This window comes from Planococcus citreus, assembly GCF_003664125.1.
Classification (GTDB): Bacteria; Bacillota; Bacilli; order Bacillales_A; family Planococcaceae; genus Planococcus; species Planococcus citreus.
On the sequence record NZ_RCCP01000001.1, the window covers coordinates 815,519 to 829,969 of the forward strand.

Genomic DNA, 14,451 nt, shown 5'->3' on the forward strand with positions numbered 1-14,451 from the left:
CACTTCGATGACAACTCATAACAAGCGGCACAATTTGTCGAGTTCAGCACTTTGGCTGTCGATCATGCGCTTCGCGACTTGCCGCAGCCGGGCGAGGTTTTCCGGCGTCACGCGGTCAAGCTGTTCGATCCCGGAATCGTCCGCGGGCAGCTTTTCCTGGAAGCGGTAATAGCGCTGGTCGATTCCCTCGTCTTTCAACAAATGGCGCAGTTGATGGTCGACGGAGTCGGAACTGCCGTCCATCATCACTTTCAATAAAGACCGCGCCCAGCCGTAATGGAAAAAGGCCCGCCAGCCGGTCACTTCCACTTCACGCTGCGCTTCCCCGGTGCCAAGCGATACGAGCAGAAAATCTTCCTCTTCGTCTCCGTAAAGTTCGAGCCCTTCCGTATAAGCGCTCATCCCCGGGTCATTGGCGAACACGCCGCCGTCGATAAACGCCGCTTTCGGATAATCCGGGATCTTTGCTGGCGCAAAATAACTCGGTGCCGCCGTCGCTGCTCGGATGATGTGGCGGATTTCGCTGTCAGGCTGGCGTTCGTTCAAATTGATGACGGTACTTTTGAAGAAATGCGCATGCCGTCCGTGGATGTCATAAGTCGGGATGACAGCTGGCTGCAACAGGTCGGATAATTTCAAGTCGTTGAAGTAATGCTTGAGCACTTGTTCGAATTCGCGGTGGCTGTATTGCGTATGAAGAAAACGCCCGACGAGGCCGAACGAGCGGTGGAGAAAGGATTTCCGGAACATGCGCTCGGCTTCTGTTTCGTAGAGCTTGAGGATGTCGTTCGCCGTATAGCGCGGCTTCTTGCCATCCGGTACCAAAAGTCCAAGCGCCAAGATCGCCCCGGTCGACGTGCCAACGAAGATATCGAATTGTTCAGAGACCGGTTTCCCCGTCCGCCGCTCCAGTTCACACAGCATCATCGCCGGCAAAATCCCCCGTATGCCCCCGCCATCGATCGATAGGATTTTCTTCATATGGACAGCCTCCTTCTATAGATGTGTGTTTCGTTTCTTCTATTAGTTATTAAATGAGTGGAATGCGTGATAGATGAGTTGAGAATGTTGGACAAGGAATCCGGTAACACAGCGCTTGGCGCTTTGGGCATGGCTTTCGTGATGAGCCCGAAAGACCATCGGTCTCATCACAACGCCTAGCCCTTGGACGCGCCGACGCTCGTTCAGTTCATTGTGAAACGGGTGGAACAATTGGATTTCATTGTTTTTAGTTTGTGATGATACGAAGAATGCAAGACTGCTCCCAGCGCTTCACGCCGAGTCGCAGTGAGTTGTATTAATGGTGAAATGAGGTTTTCTAGACTCAACTTGTGGTTCGTCAAAACTACTTTCTTCTATATAAGTAAGCAGAAATTCAAAAAGCAATATCGACTAGTCATGCCTACACACCAACGAAATATGATATTTGCTTATTCCTCTAAAACTAGAGATGGAGCGTAAGGCGGTGACGCCCGAGGGATCAGCGGGTTTGAGAGACCCCGCAGGAACGGAGTGACGAGGAGGCTCGATTCCCGCCCCTGGGCAAGCTTCCGCCTGGAGCGCAATCTCAACTCTTCACTTTTTCTATATCTATTGAAGATCAAAACACTATCATTTTATATGTTCTCTAAATCAACCAGTATAATGTGTTATTTGCCTATTCCTCTAAAACTAGAGATGGAGTGGAAATCGGCGACTCCTGCGGGAATAGCATGAGCCGAAGACCCTGGACTGAGCGTAGCGAGGGAAGCGGCTGAGGCCATGCCCGCGGAAAGCGTCCGATTGCAGCGACATCTCCCCCACTCAAATACTTCTATTAATTTCCGTATACCCCTAACCCGCAAAAATAAAGCAATGAATGGATTGTTACAGTTATGTAACAAAGCTTTATTGCTATAGTTTTTGATTTTTCTAATAATTATATGATTAAATTGACTAAAAAACTGCTATGAAAGTATTCAGAGTCCCGATTTGGAAATTATAGGCTCTGAAATTTACAACAAATTCTACTGGACTGTAATATTTTATGAATTCAAACACGCGTGAGATGCTCGTGTTTCCCGTTTTTCAAAGAAATAAACATCCACTTGTAAATATTACCACCTTCAAAACCCTTGATATACCTGGGTTTATGAGCCGTCATTCACTTGTAATATTTTTGTAACCTAATTGAAACTCCACAGACATTGTTTTTGTAGGGGGCAGTCTATATAGTAAGTGGCAGAGCAAATTAATGATAATCCTTATATCCACATAACATAAATTTAAAAAAACTATCCTTCGGAGGTACTGACTAAATGAAAAAAGCATTCTTTACACTACTCGCAGCAGGCGCATTGGTCTTTTCTAGTTCAGCTACAGACGCACAAAATACAGCACAAGCACAACCACAGACAGAAGTTGCACAGAAAGCATCTGAGCCAGCGATCGTCCAGGTTTCTAACAGCACTTATAAATTCAAATACGCTACAAACGTCCGCAGAGATGCCGGCACAAGCCACGGTGTCATCAAAGTCGCTTCTAAAGGTGCTACTGCAACAGTTACAAAATCCGCTACAATCGGCAGCGGTAAATGGTTCAAAGTCCGCACTGGCGGTACACACGGTTGGGTACACAGCTCACTCGTGACAAAATCATCAGGATCTGGCGTTGTCCAAGCTTCATCTAGCGTTTCTTCTTCAGCAGTCGTTTCTAAAGCACTAGCACTTAAAGGTATCCCGTACCGTTTCGGCGGCACAACTACAGCTGGGTTTGACTGCTCAGGATTCGTACAATATGCATTCAAAAAAGCAGGCAAAAGCGTGTCACGCACAACGCTTTCTCAATATGCTCAGTCTTACAAAGTTTCAAGCCCACGCCCAGGAGACTTGGTCTTCTTCGCAAACACTTACCGTCCAGGAATCTCACACGTTGGGATCTACATCGGGAACAACCAGTTCGTACACTCTGGCGGTTCTAAAGCAGAAGTGAAAAGCTTGAGCGGCCCATACTGGGGCAAGAAATTCCACAGCTTCAAACGTTTCAAATAATATAGGCTTCAGGGAGTATCCGAAATCTCGGGTGCTCTTTTTTTATGCATTTTTTTGGAAAGAACTTCGTGTGTTGTTCGGAATCTCTTCTCTTTCTTCTATATAAAGGGTATCGCTTTTCTCTTTATTCGAAATAAACCGAATTTATAATTCAATTTATATTGAATTAATAATTTCATTCATTTAGAATAGAGAAAATGCTTAAGGAGGTTTTCAGTATGAAAATTATGGATGCTACGTTACCCGAAGAGACGATTCACTTAACTGTGGAACAGTCGCCGGTGTGGGAATGGATTGTAGGGATTGCGGGATATACGCATGGGCAATTGCGTCATACGTTCGAGATGGATGAGGAATGGACACAGGATGCACAAGCGATGCCTGCTTCTTTGCTTGAGTCATTAGCGAAGATCGAAGAGACGAATTTATGGTACGGGCTGCTGCTGTTGCAGAATGAGTTCGGGGCTCGTTCTGTTGAGGAATTTGCGGAGCGGCTGGCAGAGATTTCAGAGGAGCGATTTTACGATATTTTACTTCCCTATCATAGCCGAGCTGCAGAAGCGTTACGGGAACAGGCAGCTCAACACCCTGAAGACAGTGGCTGGTGGTTTTCTTATGCCCGCTTGTTTGAAGGACATGCATATCTCAGCGGTTACGTATGGCAACTTCACGGGCATACAAGAGCCCAGCTAAGCGAATTGTTTATGAAGGTGCTAAGAGAATGGCAGGACTGGATGACGAAGAAGTTTTATATCGGGAGATGGCTGCATGCGCTGACGTTTGAAGAACAGCAGCACCGCGGGCTTGATTCCGCGAATGCGGCGAAGGAAATCGAGCGCGTGGCGAGTGTCGACTATGCACCGGAGCCTTCCGTTTGGTCGGTCAAGCTTATTCCGCATGTGTCGTATCGGCCATGGCTGCTGACGATCCGTACGGCTGATGTGAAATTGTTTTTCTATCCGGTCAGCGAACAGCAACTGCTCGATCCGGAAGTGCCGCCGAACGAATTGATTCAAGGGCATAAAGCGCTCGGTGATGGGCTGCGCTTGAACGTGTTGCATTATTTATGCCATGGCCCCGCTCCCTTGCAGGAAATGAGTGAGCGATTCAAAATGTCCAAGACGACTTTGCATCATCAGCTGGCTTTGTTGAAAGCGGCGAAGTTTGTGAAGGTCGACAAAGGCGTCTACTCGATTCAGCCAGAGAAACTCCAGGCGTTTTCTACTCAATTGAACCGTTATTTGGGAATGGATGAGTGATAGGCTGTCCCAACGCGAGAAGATGGAATGACTGATGGTCCGGTACAAGTAATTTATCGAATTGGTCCCATAAGGTATCTATTTCTGCTAAAGCCCTGTACACTTGCCCAAATGGAATGGATAGCTTCTTCCGTTTGAAGGAGAGAGCACATGACTCAAGAGAAAACGGTCGAATCCATCATCAGTGGTTTCACTGCGTCCATCTTGCGGGAGCATTTCGGCAAAGGGCCAAGCTCAGTGTATGTGACCATTTACAAATCATTCGTCTGCATTCAGATCCGGGATTTCCTTGCGCCGATGGAGAGAATCCTGTTGGATCAGAATGAAAAGAACCGCGTGTTGAAGACCAGGGATTTATTGATGGTTGAGTTGATGGCCGAATTCAAGAGGAATTTCTGGAAGCAAGCCGACCTCGATGTGATGGAGTTGTATGCCGATTGGAATTTGGACGATTATTCCGGCATGATTCTGGGGGTATTGGAAGAACCAAGATCGCATAAACTCAGGTGGCCTGAAGAAGTGGATGAAACGGAACTCCGGAAAGAAGTGATCCGTTTAAGCATCGCCGGACAGAAAGAACCGGAAGAAACCAATTTCTTTTGGCTGAACGACCGGACTCTGCTCATTGAACGGATCGGCATTTTTACTTTGCTGGAGAAAGAACTGATTAAAAATGAATTTCAGGAAGCCTTGAAACTGGCAAAACGGCCGCTGGAGTATATGTTATTTGCAGAATCGGAAGTGCCCGCAATCGTCAACCGCCCGTTAATCGGCAGTTATGTTGACTGGGACTTTGAAGAAGATAAAGGCTACGCGCTACTTGTCTTTAAGAAATAAGCCTAGCTTCACTCCCCTCGGACCTGTCGTGGCAACGCGACAGCCCGGGGGTTTATCATGACAATGGCTGTTCATCCCCGTCGCCTAAGCAGGCGCTGTTGTTTTGCGATGCGAAAGCTATTTTTTCTAAACTTTAGGTAAAATTTCATAACAAGCGTTTCTTTATAACCATTTTCTCAATAGTCAGTTTACTTAATGAAATAAATTGGGTATGGTGTAATTGTACGAGTTATCAATGAACGCAAAGCAACTGCCTTTTTCATTTTAAAGGCCAACCAATAATGAATCGGTCGTATACACCAGACACCAGTGCTGGAGGTAGCGCCAAAAAGAATGTTCTATTCTTTTTGGCGCTTTTTTAATGGCCTTTTCATTGATGAAGCATACTTGAGAAGGAGGGATTTGAATGATGATCGCATACGAATCACGCCACCGGGAGGCTGTACTGCGCTTGCTTTCCCACCTACCCACAGCCCAGCAAGGAGTTTCAGTCCAGCAAATACTCAGCGCCTACGAAAGACAACCGGAGCGCCGATTGTATCTGTGGGAGAAAAATGAAAAAGTGGTTGGAGTGATCGGCATCCACATACAGAAACAAACCTTTGCTGTGCAGCACATCGCCGTTCACCCTTCCTTCCGCAACCGGGGAATCGGCAGTGCCTTGATTCAAGCCGTCCAGGAAGAATACGTATCACAAGCAATGTGTTCAACTCAAGAAACCAAAGATTTTCTGGACAGATGCTGGCACAAGCAATCTCAATTTAGTTGATTTCCACAAGTCGCGCCGAATACTGGCAGAAAGGACGATCGACATGGAGACGTTAACAGCAAGTGCAGCGGAGAAGGTCAAATCCTATTTGGATGCTGAAGTGGAAATTACTGCTGGCCAGACAGTCGTTAAAAAATCCCGTGAAATGAAAATTTTTCGGGAGCAGCAATGCTTTACGTGCATCATCGAACATGATATCTCGTTCGAGAAAGTGAACGCTGACGGCACGGCATTGAACCGCGCAGAGATTTTTCTATTGCCTGAAGAGTATCCTTCGTTCCTGTTTGCCTGGAATGATTTCCACATTCCCTTGCCGACCGATTATCGCCAGTGGCAACAGGTCAATCCGCATATTGTCAGTGTCTGCATGGAGTCGGTCGAAGCGCCAGAAGATTTTGCCGCGCGCTTGGCCGCTGCCTTCAATGCCTTGGAGGCGTGACTTCTCATCGAATAGAAGTATGTGCAAGAACTCTCTTTCACTGTCTTGGCGACACTTCGGCTAGGGATTGCCCCGGCTGAATTTATATAAAGCGACTCCTAAATCAAGCACATCATGCTTGTTCTGGGAGTCGCTGTTTTGTTGGCGCTCGATGACTCGTTCGATCTCGTGCTTCGGCAATAAGCCGTGGTAGGTTTCAGGGTTGTCGACTGCGCAGACTTTTCGGATACCAGCTGCGTCTTCGGCTTGTGCTTTACGGATGTCCATTATGTAATTGCCTCCTTATCTGAACAAGTATGACAAGATAAAACCGGTGATGATGCCGAGCGTAAAGAATAGAATGAGTTTCGGTGCTTTTTTCATGGGTCTCCTCCTCTTTTAGGCTTGCTATGATTAGTGTATCAAACTTCTATGGCTTGGATTGTGAATGTTCCATTTTTATGTAAAGATGGGATTTATCATTTTATTTAACACAGTCCCGAAATTGAATAGGTTAAGGAGTGATTTATCTGAGCCACTTATTATTGTCCAAGAAATTTGTTCCGGTTTATTTTATTGTAGGTTTCTTTCCATCTTATTATTCCGTTTCTTAGGGGCTTCTTGGATTGAAGTATTCCTTCTGAGCTTTTTATGCTTTCTGGTTGGTATCCTTTCTTTTGTCGAAAACTTTATCGTTCCCCTTGGATTAAAACGCAGCCCTTAAATAGCTGGCCATCTAAAGGGTTTTCCCTTTCCCCATCGAATTATTAGGGTGACGAGACTCATCATTTTATTCAGAGGAGGAAAAGCAATGATTTCAAAAATCGGACAGGTCATGGTGTATGTGCGCGACCAGGACGCAGCTGTTGCGTTTTGGAAGGAGAAGATGGGCTTTGTGGTTTTGCAAGACGTCGAAAATGATGGCATGCGGTGGATCGAAATTGCGCCTCGTGAAGATGCGGAGACGAGCATCGTCTTGCATGACAAGAATTTGCTCGAGCAGATGGATACGGGCTTGAGTTTGGAGACGCCGTCGCTATTGTTTTACGCGAACAATTTCGAGCAGCTGCGGAACGAGTTGGCGGAAAAAGGTGTCACGGTCGGCGATATCGTCGAGATGCCGACAGGTTGGACGTTCAATTTCGCCGATGCTGAAGACAACTATTTCGCTGTGCGCGAGATGGATTAAGCAATGAAAAAGAGCTTGGAGAATTCCCTCCAAGCTCTTTTGTGTAAAATCTTATTTTAGGTTTTTACGGATGTACGCAGCGATTTTGCGCAATTCTTTTGCGTGCGGACGGCCGAATGGGCTCGTTTGCTGCTGCTGGTACATGACCTTGCCTTCTTCATCGAGCAAGTAATACGCCGGCTCGCCGTGAATGCCGTGGTCTTCGTACAACGCATCTTCTCCGTGATGGTAGACACCGTATTGTTTCAAGATGTCTTCAGTCGCATCGGCCAAGATTGGCGAGGTCAAGCCGTGTTTTTCTTTCATTTCATTGAGATCCTGCTGATTGTCTGTGGACAAGAACGTGAAATGGATGTCCTTGCCTTCGAAATACGATAGGCTGTCTTGGATTTCCTGTAATTCTTCGTTGCATACTGGGCACCATGAGCCTCTGAAGAAAATGACAAAGCGCCAGCCTGGACGTTCGGATAAGTCCTGTTGCAATGAGTAATCTCCGCCTTCAGCGCGCGGCAATGAGAATGATGGGGCTAAATCCCCTAATTGTAGTCTATTCATGTGAATGCCTCCTCTTATATATAAGTAGTTTACCCGGAATAATAAGCTTTAATCTTTTTGACCGTTCTATTTCCATTTCAATAAGCCGTTCAAGTCCGAAAATATATAATTCGGCTCCAGACTGAGCTGCTCGACCGGCGCCTCTTTGCGGTTGATCCATGCGGTCTGGAAACCGAAATTCTTCGCTCCCGAAATGTCCCAGCCATTTGAAGACATGAACAACACTTCGTCGCGCTCGATGTTCAATTGGTCTAAGACGTATTGATAAGCGGCCGGTGCCGGCTTGAATTGCTTGATTTCGTCGACGCTGACGGCTTTGTCGAGCAAGTCCTTAATACCTGCGTTTTCGATCAAGGGGTCGAGCATATCATGTGAGCCGTTCGAGAACACGACGAGCTGATGATCCTGCAGTTGTTTCAACACCGCTTCTGATTCCTCATAGAGCGGCAAATGCAAATAGGCATCCATCAATTGCTGCTCGATGTCATCTGTTGATTTGAGTCCCTCGTCTTCGAGTGCGTATTTCAAGGCACTACGGGTGACGGCGTATAGTGTATCGTATTTTCCCATCAGTTGGCGCATCATGAAATACTCGACTTGCTTTGTGCGCCACGTCTGGCTGATCGCTTCGCCGTGCCCGGGAAACACCTCTTCGCATTGCTCTTTGATGGCGATAACGTCGAATAATGTGCCGTACACATCGAAGACGAACGCTTTGATCGGTTTGTCCATATAATTGTCCTCCTCTGGTTTTCACTGATAAATTTCATTACTTTTCCTTGTATCCCCTGTTAGGCAGAAAAATAACGGCATGAAAAAAAGCATCTTCTGTGAGATGCCGCGGGAGTGTATTTTAGGTTGTCAAGAAACTTGAGAAACTGTATTTTCCGAAGCTTATCGCTCGCTTTCCGTGGGGCGGGAATCGAGCCTCCTCGTCACTACGTTCCTGCGGGGTCTCTCAAACCCGCTAGTCCCACAGGAGTCGAGCGAACACTTCTCCAAATACTTGGACAGTCCATTCATTTTTAAATGTAGAAATAAAGTCCCCTTTTTTCATCTAGTAGACTATAAACTTATCTAACTCTCTGAAATGTATTTAGTTTTCTCAGTTTTTTTCATTCTCAAAGTCTCTGAGGAACTTTTCATCCTTCTTCTTTTCAATGAAACTCCAAACGGCAAAAATCAATATGGAAATCCCGACAACCAAGAGTGAGGCCGTGAAGACAAAATCGAAATCCATCTCTTCCACCATTTGGTCTACGCCAGCTCTTTGGATGTGGTGTGTCCAGCTGCTTTCGTACTCCATGAAACTGAACGATAGAATGAGCCCTATTACAAGGCCGCCTACGATTGATAAGAAAAACTTCTTCATCCTGCGGCCTCCTCCTCCTCTATCTTTGTCCATTCAATCAAGCAGATTTTCGGATGAGAGAAAACTGTAGAGTTGCTCGGCATCTTTTTGTTCCAATGTGTAGAGCGTATGGGTGTCTGCTTCATCCATGACGGAACCGTGATTTGCCGACACCCACATGTAAAATTCCTTTTCACCGAACTCCACTTTAAAATTCGGATCCACTACATCAGCGATGCCCGAGACTTTATTGGCACGAGAAATGGCTGTTGCGAACAGCTTGATTGTTTGTTTATCGGTGATTTCGTAATTTGTGTTTTCTTTCACTTGTCCGAAACTTTCCATTTGGTACAAGACGATTTTGTCGACTGATTGTTGTTCGGCATTCAGTAAACCATTCTGGCACGCCGTTAAGGTGAAGAGCATAATCAGCAGCAATGACAGGACTTGCAGTTTTCTCATGGGCTCTCCCCCTTGGCAGCTATTTCCCTGATTTCTGAAATGGCCGCTTCTGCTTGTTGTTCATTTGTTACGCTAAACAGGTAATCCGCTTCGTCTGGTGTGGGTGTGACGCCGGGGTTATCGACGGATTCAGCTTGTTGACGAACGAGGACATCCTCGAATGAAGAAACGGTGCGCAAGACGGAAGTGTCACGCCCGGCCTGATCGATTCTCATTTTTAACACCTCGTCTGCCATGTCAAAGTTCACCAAGATAGTCGTAAAGCCTTTCGATCGGTAAAAATCCAGCAGCTTCAAGCGACCTTGCCGGTTACGATTAGCGTTGCACAAAATGATGTGGCAATCGGTTTGATCGACCGCGTGATTGACGATGGTCTGTGTCAGGGCATACTTGATCACATTCGCCCCCTCTTTCGGGACGAGCGCCGGATAATAAGTTTTCAGGATTTCTGCATGATTGTCCTGATCAACAACGATTGCATTGGTAAGCTGTCGCTCAAGCGCTTTGGCGAATGTCGTTTTGCCACTATGGGTTTTGCCGACCGTGATGACCGCTACTCTGTTCACATGCGCAACTCCGTTCGTATGGTTTGTGAAAAGCGATTACTGGATAGCCGCCGCGCGATTCATGAACGCAATGAGGTGTTCTTGGTCTTCCGGGTAATCGTGAAGCAGTTCTTTCAGTTCGGCTTCTGTTTTCCACATAATTTCGTCGATTTCATTATCCGGGTCCTGCAAACAAATACCGCCTGAGATGACTTCGCACAGAAAATAATGGCTCGTGACTTCGTAATGGCCGATTTGCACATTTTTTGTATGAAGCTGTTTCTTCACTTCAATGCGAAAGCCGGTTTCTTCCCACACTTCCCTCACGCATGCTTGTTGTGGGGATTCGCCCGTTTCGATTTCTCCGGACGGGATGCTCCATTTACCGGATTCCTTCGATTTCACCATTAGGATTTGTTTGTTATCGATGACCACTCCAGCGGCCCCGCGCCAAACTTTTTTGGTTTCTTTCACAGTTCTACCCTCCATAGCATTCTAGCACCTTAGATATAATCGAGAATTTTAATATCCATCTCATCCAGGACCCCGATGTCCTCTTTTGCGTCCCATAACTTCATTTCCGTCGTTTCGTCATTTGGTATAAAGGGCTGTAACTTCTCTACCGTTCCAAGAAAAACAGGATTGTATTTGATTTCCCTAGTTTCAGTATGCTGCAGTTTGAGCAAGCCTTTGAATTCCAAGTCCTCAATCAACTGGCCGGATTCTTCATACAATTCCCTTACGGCACATTCCTTCGACGTCTCTCCGCCTTCTCTCCTGCCAGCCGGAAGTTCCCATTGCTCACGCCATTTGTTGTAGACCATCAAATTTTTGCCGCCGCATTTGATGACTGCAAATGAACCTGCAATTGTCTCAAACTGATGGATCTCATGTTCCTCCATAAATAGAAAGTCCAGAAATTGAAAGCCATGGCTTCTTGTCGTGTTCATCGGTTACTCTCCTCCGTCAGGCTCTATGCTTAAAATCCCTAAACTTTTTTATTCCGTGGTCAACGCGAATTCCTCGACTTGCCCGTCCCATTTGATCTCCACATCCAACTCTTCATCTTGTTGAATGACCGCACAGCCTTCACAGGCACTCTTGCCGACCAGCACTTCACCTTCATCGACCAAGACATTTCCACTCGATGCACCGGCAGTCGATTCAATGGAATAGATGATGGTTTCAGGAGGTGGCTCTTCGCCGGTGTAGACGATTTTTCCGGTCGCTTCCTTGCTGTCTTGTGAAGTGACGTCGACCGTATAGAAGACCTCCCAATTGTCGCCGCTTCCTTTGAAGTTGTAACGGTCGCCCTCTGAACAGCCGCTAAGGATGATCAGTATGGCCAAAAGTGAACTAAGTTTTTTCATGAGATACGAGCCCCTCTCCTGATTAGTCGACGTGGCTTAGGAACAATTCAAGCGTTTTCGCATGCAATTCCGCTTGTTCGGCATGAACCAAATGGGATGCGAAGGGAATGACCGATACGCGGACATTTTCATGCTTGTTGGGGTAATACAAGACGCCTTTCGTTTCGTTCGGGTTGCCTTCTCCTGCGATGTAGAGGATCGGTGCATGAATGCCGGACAAATCGGTCGTTTCTTCGAATGGATACCATTCTTCACTCTGCCCCATTTCGATAAGCTTCCGCCAATCGCCTTTATGCAGTTGGTCAAAATACGCATTCGTTTCCTCGTATTGGAAAATCTGTTGTTGGTTGCGCGTTTCCTGTTCACGCAATTGCGCCCAGTTGTCCGGCTTTTCTGCCGTGACGCCAGATATCGTCAGGCTTTTCACTTTGGATGGAAAGCGCTTCGCGAACACGATCCCGACCAATGCCCCGAACGACGCCCCGACGATATGGGCCGAGTCGATTCCCAACCGTTCGAGTGTCTCTGCCAAATCCTTCGCGTTGCTTTCAAAATTATCGCTTAAATCAGTGCTGACGGAATTTCCATGCCCCCGCAAGTCCGGCACAATGACCTGGTAATGTTCTTTAAAATAATCGCGCTGGTATTCAAAATCGGTGAGCCCGGTCTGCAGCCCACTATGGAGGAACACAATCGGTTCCCCTGTGCCGAAACTTTCGGTATGTAAAATCATCTAATTCCCCTTTTTAATTATAGATAGTGGCTTTATGGCGTTCATTTCTCCATATAAGTAGGCTAATAATATTGAAAATATGGTTAATTCTAGTTTAACCTATTTTCACTGATTATTCAGTACAAAGAGGCAGTTTTTTGTCATCTTGAATGGTATAATGGAATCAACTACTTACGAAAACACCTATGTCTAACGCCAGGCGGCAGTTATGCAATTCGATTCACCCTCCTTTCCTGTTCGTTACATAAAATTTGAGGAGGGGTTCCGATGAAGCGCCAATTGTTTGTGCTGTTTCTGGCGGGTGTGTTATTGCTTGCAGGATGCGGCGAACAGGACAAAAAGCCTCAGTATGAAGCGATGGAACCGGTGATTGCTGCTGGGACTTGAGCCTGGGCGGTGGAGGATTCTAATGCGCGCCGTCGAGCGTTAAAAAAGGGACAAAGCAGCTGCTTTGTCCCTTTTCCTTATTTACGCTCATTCCAGCTTGTTTTCATTTTGCATAGTTCCATAGACTTCGGCTTGGTACAATACAAGTAGGGGGAATCCACTTGTACAAATATCTATTATATATACCGGTCCTCAGTATTCTGGCGTTTGTTATATGGGCCAGTTTCATAGCAACCGGATTGAAAATCGCCTTCAGCGTGATCATCTTGATGTTCTTTCTAACAATCAATAAATACCTATCCACTAAGAGTACGGTATTCCGAAAAATCAAAGCAGCTTTCTACGCTTCACTTTTTCCAATTGCCATTGCGCTGCTTCTGGATAGCTGCACGGTCACTACTTACAATGGCATTGACTTTGCAGATGTATATTTTCTTGCTTCCTTGTTCTTGATTTTCTTGTTTGGATCCGTAGTTTACGGTGTTCCTGTTTCCTTGCTTTCCGATTTCGCGACTTCCGATGTGAAACGCTATCGCTTTCCGCTCGCTTTCCTGATCCATGTGGGGTTCGCCGTGTTTTCTTACTTGTTCCTCGGACCGCTCATGTTTTTTGCAGTATTCGTAGCTGTGGTGTTTTTCCTGTTTGATGAGCTATTGCGAAAAAGGGAAATCACGCGTTCGTTCAAATCTTTGGCCTGACGAACGACGCTTTGCGAGTTGCTTCAGAAAGGTCGATATGTGGGAGTTCTTGACGAATCAGCCCGAAGATTTCTCCAATGAGCGCTTCCAGTTCTTTGATGGCGTCAGACGGTTCTTGAAAAAACACTGACTCCAAACGGGCGGCGCAATTCTTTGGTTTGATGTCCATTAACGCGAGCGAGTTTCGCTGCCATTTGAATGCCGGATGGGGGATGAATTGGCGATTCAAACCGAATAGCAGGCCCATAATATTCGTTTGGACGGAAACGACCACTTTGTAGAACATGAGCCAATCCTTCCGGTGAACGAGCGCTTCCCGGTTGTTCCAACGGCTTCCGAAGTCGCTATAATAATTAATCCCCGCTTCTTGCAATTCAAGGGGATAATGCTCGACTTGTTTCTTTAGTTGCTCGATTGTCGTATCGCCATAAAGTGAAATGCCGTATTGGACAGCTGCGATTATACACTGCAGGTCTGGATTGATGGCGAATTTTTCAGTCACTTGATGGATGGTACGGCTAATCGTTTCGGTGAGAAAACTGCTGATTTCGAATTTCATGCCGTTTACGGTGTAAGTTTCCGCCCACTCCTGCTCTTCATATGGATGAAATTCCAATAGTTTTCCGCCCAGTTGACGGATGATTTGTTGACGTTCTTCGTCCGATGGCGCTTGCCTCCAAAAGATGAGCAATTCAATATCCGAGAATTCGTCTTGCCAATCCCTCGATACCGATCCCGCGAGCATGACCGCTTCTATATTAGGGATTTGCGCGTACTGTTCAGCAGCTTGCACCGCTAGTTTTTTCAGCTCCATTCCATCTCTCCGTTCATTTCGACTTTGGCAATCGG

19 protein-coding genes are annotated in these 14,451 nt (G+C 46.4%); 7 read left to right on the forward strand and 12 right to left on the reverse strand.

Features of this window, described 5'->3' with window-relative positions; all coding sequences use genetic code 11:
• Positions 1 to 15: 15 nt before the first annotated feature.
• Positions 16 to 981, reverse strand: a complete 966-nt coding sequence (locus DFR62_RS04050; protein WP_121298179.1) for a patatin-like phospholipase family protein — start codon at positions 979 to 981, stop codon at positions 16 to 18.
• A gap of 1,316 nt (positions 982 to 2,297) precedes the next feature.
• Here DFR62_RS04050 and DFR62_RS04055 point away from each other — a divergent pair.
• The 5 genes from DFR62_RS04055 (at position 2,298) to DFR62_RS04075 (ending at position 6,333) form a co-directional block, all read left to right on the forward strand.
• Positions 2,298 to 3,029 (forward strand): C40 family peptidase, encoded by a 732-nt coding sequence (locus DFR62_RS04055; protein WP_121298180.1) that lies wholly within the window; start codon positions 2,298 to 2,300, stop codon positions 3,027 to 3,029.
• A 218-nt stretch (positions 3,030 to 3,247) separates the two neighbouring features.
• Positions 3,248 to 4,288 carry an ArsR/SmtB family transcription factor gene (locus DFR62_RS04060; protein WP_121298181.1) on the forward strand — a complete coding sequence of 347 codons (1,041 nt, stop codon included), beginning with the start codon at positions 3,248 to 3,250 and terminating at the stop codon, positions 4,286 to 4,288.
• 150 nt (positions 4,289 to 4,438) lie between these two features.
• Positions 4,439 to 5,125, forward strand: a complete 687-nt coding sequence (locus DFR62_RS04065; protein ID WP_121298182.1) for a Na-translocating system protein MpsC family protein — start codon at positions 4,439 to 4,441, stop codon at positions 5,123 to 5,125.
• 406 nt (positions 5,126 to 5,531) lie between these two features.
• Complete coding sequence (locus DFR62_RS04070) at positions 5,532 to 5,894, forward strand: GNAT family N-acetyltransferase (RefSeq protein WP_121298183.1); 363 nt, start codon at positions 5,532 to 5,534, stop codon at positions 5,892 to 5,894.
• Between the two features lie 43 nt (positions 5,895 to 5,937).
• Positions 5,938 to 6,333 carry a hypothetical protein gene (locus DFR62_RS04075; RefSeq protein ID WP_121298184.1) on the forward strand — a complete coding sequence of 132 codons (396 nt, stop codon included), beginning with the start codon at positions 5,938 to 5,940 and terminating at the stop codon, positions 6,331 to 6,333.
• A 60-nt stretch (positions 6,334 to 6,393) separates the two neighbouring features.
• On the opposite strand, the gene DFR62_RS04080 is transcribed toward DFR62_RS04075, so the two are convergent.
• Positions 6,394 to 6,600 carry a hypothetical protein gene (locus DFR62_RS04080; protein WP_121298185.1) on the reverse strand — a complete coding sequence of 69 codons (207 nt, stop codon included), beginning with the start codon at positions 6,598 to 6,600 and terminating at the stop codon, positions 6,394 to 6,396.
• Positions 6,601 to 7,123: 523 nt separating this feature from the next.
• On the opposite strand from DFR62_RS04080, the gene DFR62_RS04085 reads away from it, so the two are divergent.
• The gene (locus DFR62_RS04085; protein WP_121298186.1) at positions 7,124 to 7,501 is read left to right on the forward strand and encodes a VOC family protein; all 378 of its coding nucleotides are present in this window, start codon (positions 7,124 to 7,126) and stop codon (positions 7,499 to 7,501) included.
• A 51-nt stretch (positions 7,502 to 7,552) separates the two neighbouring features.
• On the opposite strand, the gene DFR62_RS04090 is transcribed toward DFR62_RS04085, so the two are convergent.
• The 9 genes from DFR62_RS04090 to DFR62_RS04130 all read right to left on the reverse strand — a co-directional run bounded on the left by DFR62_RS04090 (position 7,553) and on the right by DFR62_RS04130 (position 12,517).
• Entirely contained in the window at positions 7,553 to 8,056 is a 504-nt protein-coding gene (locus tag DFR62_RS04090) for a peroxiredoxin family protein (protein ID WP_058383087.1), read from the reverse strand.
• Positions 8,057 to 8,122: 66 nt separating this feature from the next.
• Entirely contained in the window at positions 8,123 to 8,788 is a 666-nt protein-coding gene (locus tag DFR62_RS04095) for a haloacid dehalogenase type II (RefSeq protein WP_121298187.1), read from the reverse strand.
• Between the two features lie 373 nt (positions 8,789 to 9,161).
• Positions 9,162 to 9,428, reverse strand: a complete 267-nt coding sequence (locus DFR62_RS04100) for a hypothetical protein (protein WP_121298188.1) — start codon at positions 9,426 to 9,428, stop codon at positions 9,162 to 9,164.
• A 33-nt stretch (positions 9,429 to 9,461) separates the two neighbouring features.
• A complete protein-coding gene (locus tag DFR62_RS04105; RefSeq protein WP_121298189.1) occupies positions 9,462 to 9,869 on the reverse strand; it encodes a YhfM domain-containing protein in 408 nt (135 codons plus the stop codon).
• Complete coding sequence (locus DFR62_RS04110) at positions 9,866 to 10,435, reverse strand: AAA family ATPase (protein WP_121298190.1); 570 nt, start codon at positions 10,433 to 10,435, stop codon at positions 9,866 to 9,868. The genes DFR62_RS04105 and DFR62_RS04110 overlap by 4 nt, the downstream gene beginning before the upstream one ends.
• 36 nt (positions 10,436 to 10,471) lie before the next feature.
• Complete coding sequence (locus DFR62_RS04115; protein WP_121298191.1) at positions 10,472 to 10,888, reverse strand: NUDIX hydrolase; 417 nt, start codon at positions 10,886 to 10,888, stop codon at positions 10,472 to 10,474.
• Positions 10,889 to 10,917: 29 nt separating this feature from the next.
• On the reverse strand, positions 10,918 to 11,364 hold the full coding sequence (locus DFR62_RS04120) for an NUDIX domain-containing protein (protein WP_121298192.1): 447 nt from the start codon (positions 11,362 to 11,364) through the stop codon (positions 10,918 to 10,920).
• Positions 11,365 to 11,412: 48 nt separating this feature from the next.
• Positions 11,413 to 11,784 (reverse strand): hypothetical protein, encoded by a 372-nt coding sequence (locus DFR62_RS04125; RefSeq protein WP_121298193.1) that lies wholly within the window; start codon positions 11,782 to 11,784, stop codon positions 11,413 to 11,415.
• 22 nt (positions 11,785 to 11,806) lie between these two features.
• Positions 11,807 to 12,517 (reverse strand): alpha/beta fold hydrolase, encoded by a 711-nt coding sequence (locus DFR62_RS04130; RefSeq protein WP_121298194.1) that lies wholly within the window; start codon positions 12,515 to 12,517, stop codon positions 11,807 to 11,809.
• A gap of 548 nt (positions 12,518 to 13,065) precedes the next feature.
• Between DFR62_RS04130 and DFR62_RS04135 the strand changes: the two genes are divergently transcribed.
• Positions 13,066 to 13,602, forward strand: coding sequence for a hypothetical protein (locus DFR62_RS04135; protein ID WP_121298195.1), 537 nt, complete (start codon positions 13,066 to 13,068; stop codon positions 13,600 to 13,602).
• On the opposite strand, the gene DFR62_RS04140 is transcribed toward DFR62_RS04135, so the two are convergent.
• Positions 13,586 to 14,416 carry a DUF4037 domain-containing protein gene (locus DFR62_RS04140; protein WP_121298196.1) on the reverse strand — a complete coding sequence of 277 codons (831 nt, stop codon included), beginning with the start codon at positions 14,414 to 14,416 and terminating at the stop codon, positions 13,586 to 13,588. The two genes, DFR62_RS04135 and DFR62_RS04140, sit on opposite strands and share 17 nt — an antisense overlap.
• Positions 14,417 to 14,451 lie beyond the last annotated feature (35 nt).

What these genes read in the sequence shown, in the direction of transcription:
- DFR62_RS04050 (WP_121298179.1), bottom strand. Translation starts at nt 981, where the DNA reads ATGAAGAAAATCCTATCGATCGATGGCGGGGGCATACGGGGGATTTTG.
- DFR62_RS04055 (WP_121298180.1), top strand. Translation starts at nt 2,298, where the DNA reads ATGAAAAAAGCATTCTTTACACTACTCGCAGCAGGCGCATTGGTCTTT.
- DFR62_RS04060 (WP_121298181.1), top strand. Translation starts at nt 3,248, where the DNA reads ATGAAAATTATGGATGCTACGTTACCCGAAGAGACGATTCACTTAACT.
- DFR62_RS04065 (WP_121298182.1), top strand. Translation starts at nt 4,439, where the DNA reads ATGACTCAAGAGAAAACGGTCGAATCCATCATCAGTGGTTTCACTGCG.
- DFR62_RS04070 (WP_121298183.1), top strand. Translation starts at nt 5,532, where the DNA reads ATGATGATCGCATACGAATCACGCCACCGGGAGGCTGTACTGCGCTTG.
- DFR62_RS04075 (WP_121298184.1), top strand. Translation starts at nt 5,938, where the DNA reads ATGGAGACGTTAACAGCAAGTGCAGCGGAGAAGGTCAAATCCTATTTG.
- DFR62_RS04080 (WP_121298185.1), bottom strand. Translation starts at nt 6,600, where the DNA reads ATGGACATCCGTAAAGCACAAGCCGAAGACGCAGCTGGTATCCGAAAA.
- DFR62_RS04085 (WP_121298186.1), top strand. Translation starts at nt 7,124, where the DNA reads ATGATTTCAAAAATCGGACAGGTCATGGTGTATGTGCGCGACCAGGAC.
- DFR62_RS04090 (WP_058383087.1), bottom strand. Translation starts at nt 8,056, where the DNA reads ATGAATAGACTACAATTAGGGGATTTAGCCCCATCATTCTCATTGCCG.
- DFR62_RS04095 (WP_121298187.1), bottom strand. Translation starts at nt 8,788, where the DNA reads ATGGACAAACCGATCAAAGCGTTCGTCTTCGATGTGTACGGCACATTA.
- DFR62_RS04100 (WP_121298188.1), bottom strand. Translation starts at nt 9,428, where the DNA reads ATGAAGAAGTTTTTCTTATCAATCGTAGGCGGCCTTGTAATAGGGCTC.
- DFR62_RS04105 (WP_121298189.1), bottom strand. Translation starts at nt 9,869, where the DNA reads ATGAGAAAACTGCAAGTCCTGTCATTGCTGCTGATTATGCTCTTCACC.
- DFR62_RS04120 (WP_121298192.1), bottom strand. Translation starts at nt 11,364, where the DNA reads ATGAACACGACAAGAAGCCATGGCTTTCAATTTCTGGACTTTCTATTT.
- DFR62_RS04125 (WP_121298193.1), bottom strand. Translation starts at nt 11,784, where the DNA reads ATGAAAAAACTTAGTTCACTTTTGGCCATACTGATCATCCTTAGCGGC.
- DFR62_RS04130 (WP_121298194.1), bottom strand. Translation starts at nt 12,517, where the DNA reads ATGATTTTACATACCGAAAGTTTCGGCACAGGGGAACCGATTGTGTTC.
- DFR62_RS04140 (WP_121298196.1), bottom strand. Translation starts at nt 14,416, where the DNA reads ATGGAGCTGAAAAAACTAGCGGTGCAAGCTGCTGAACAGTACGCGCAA.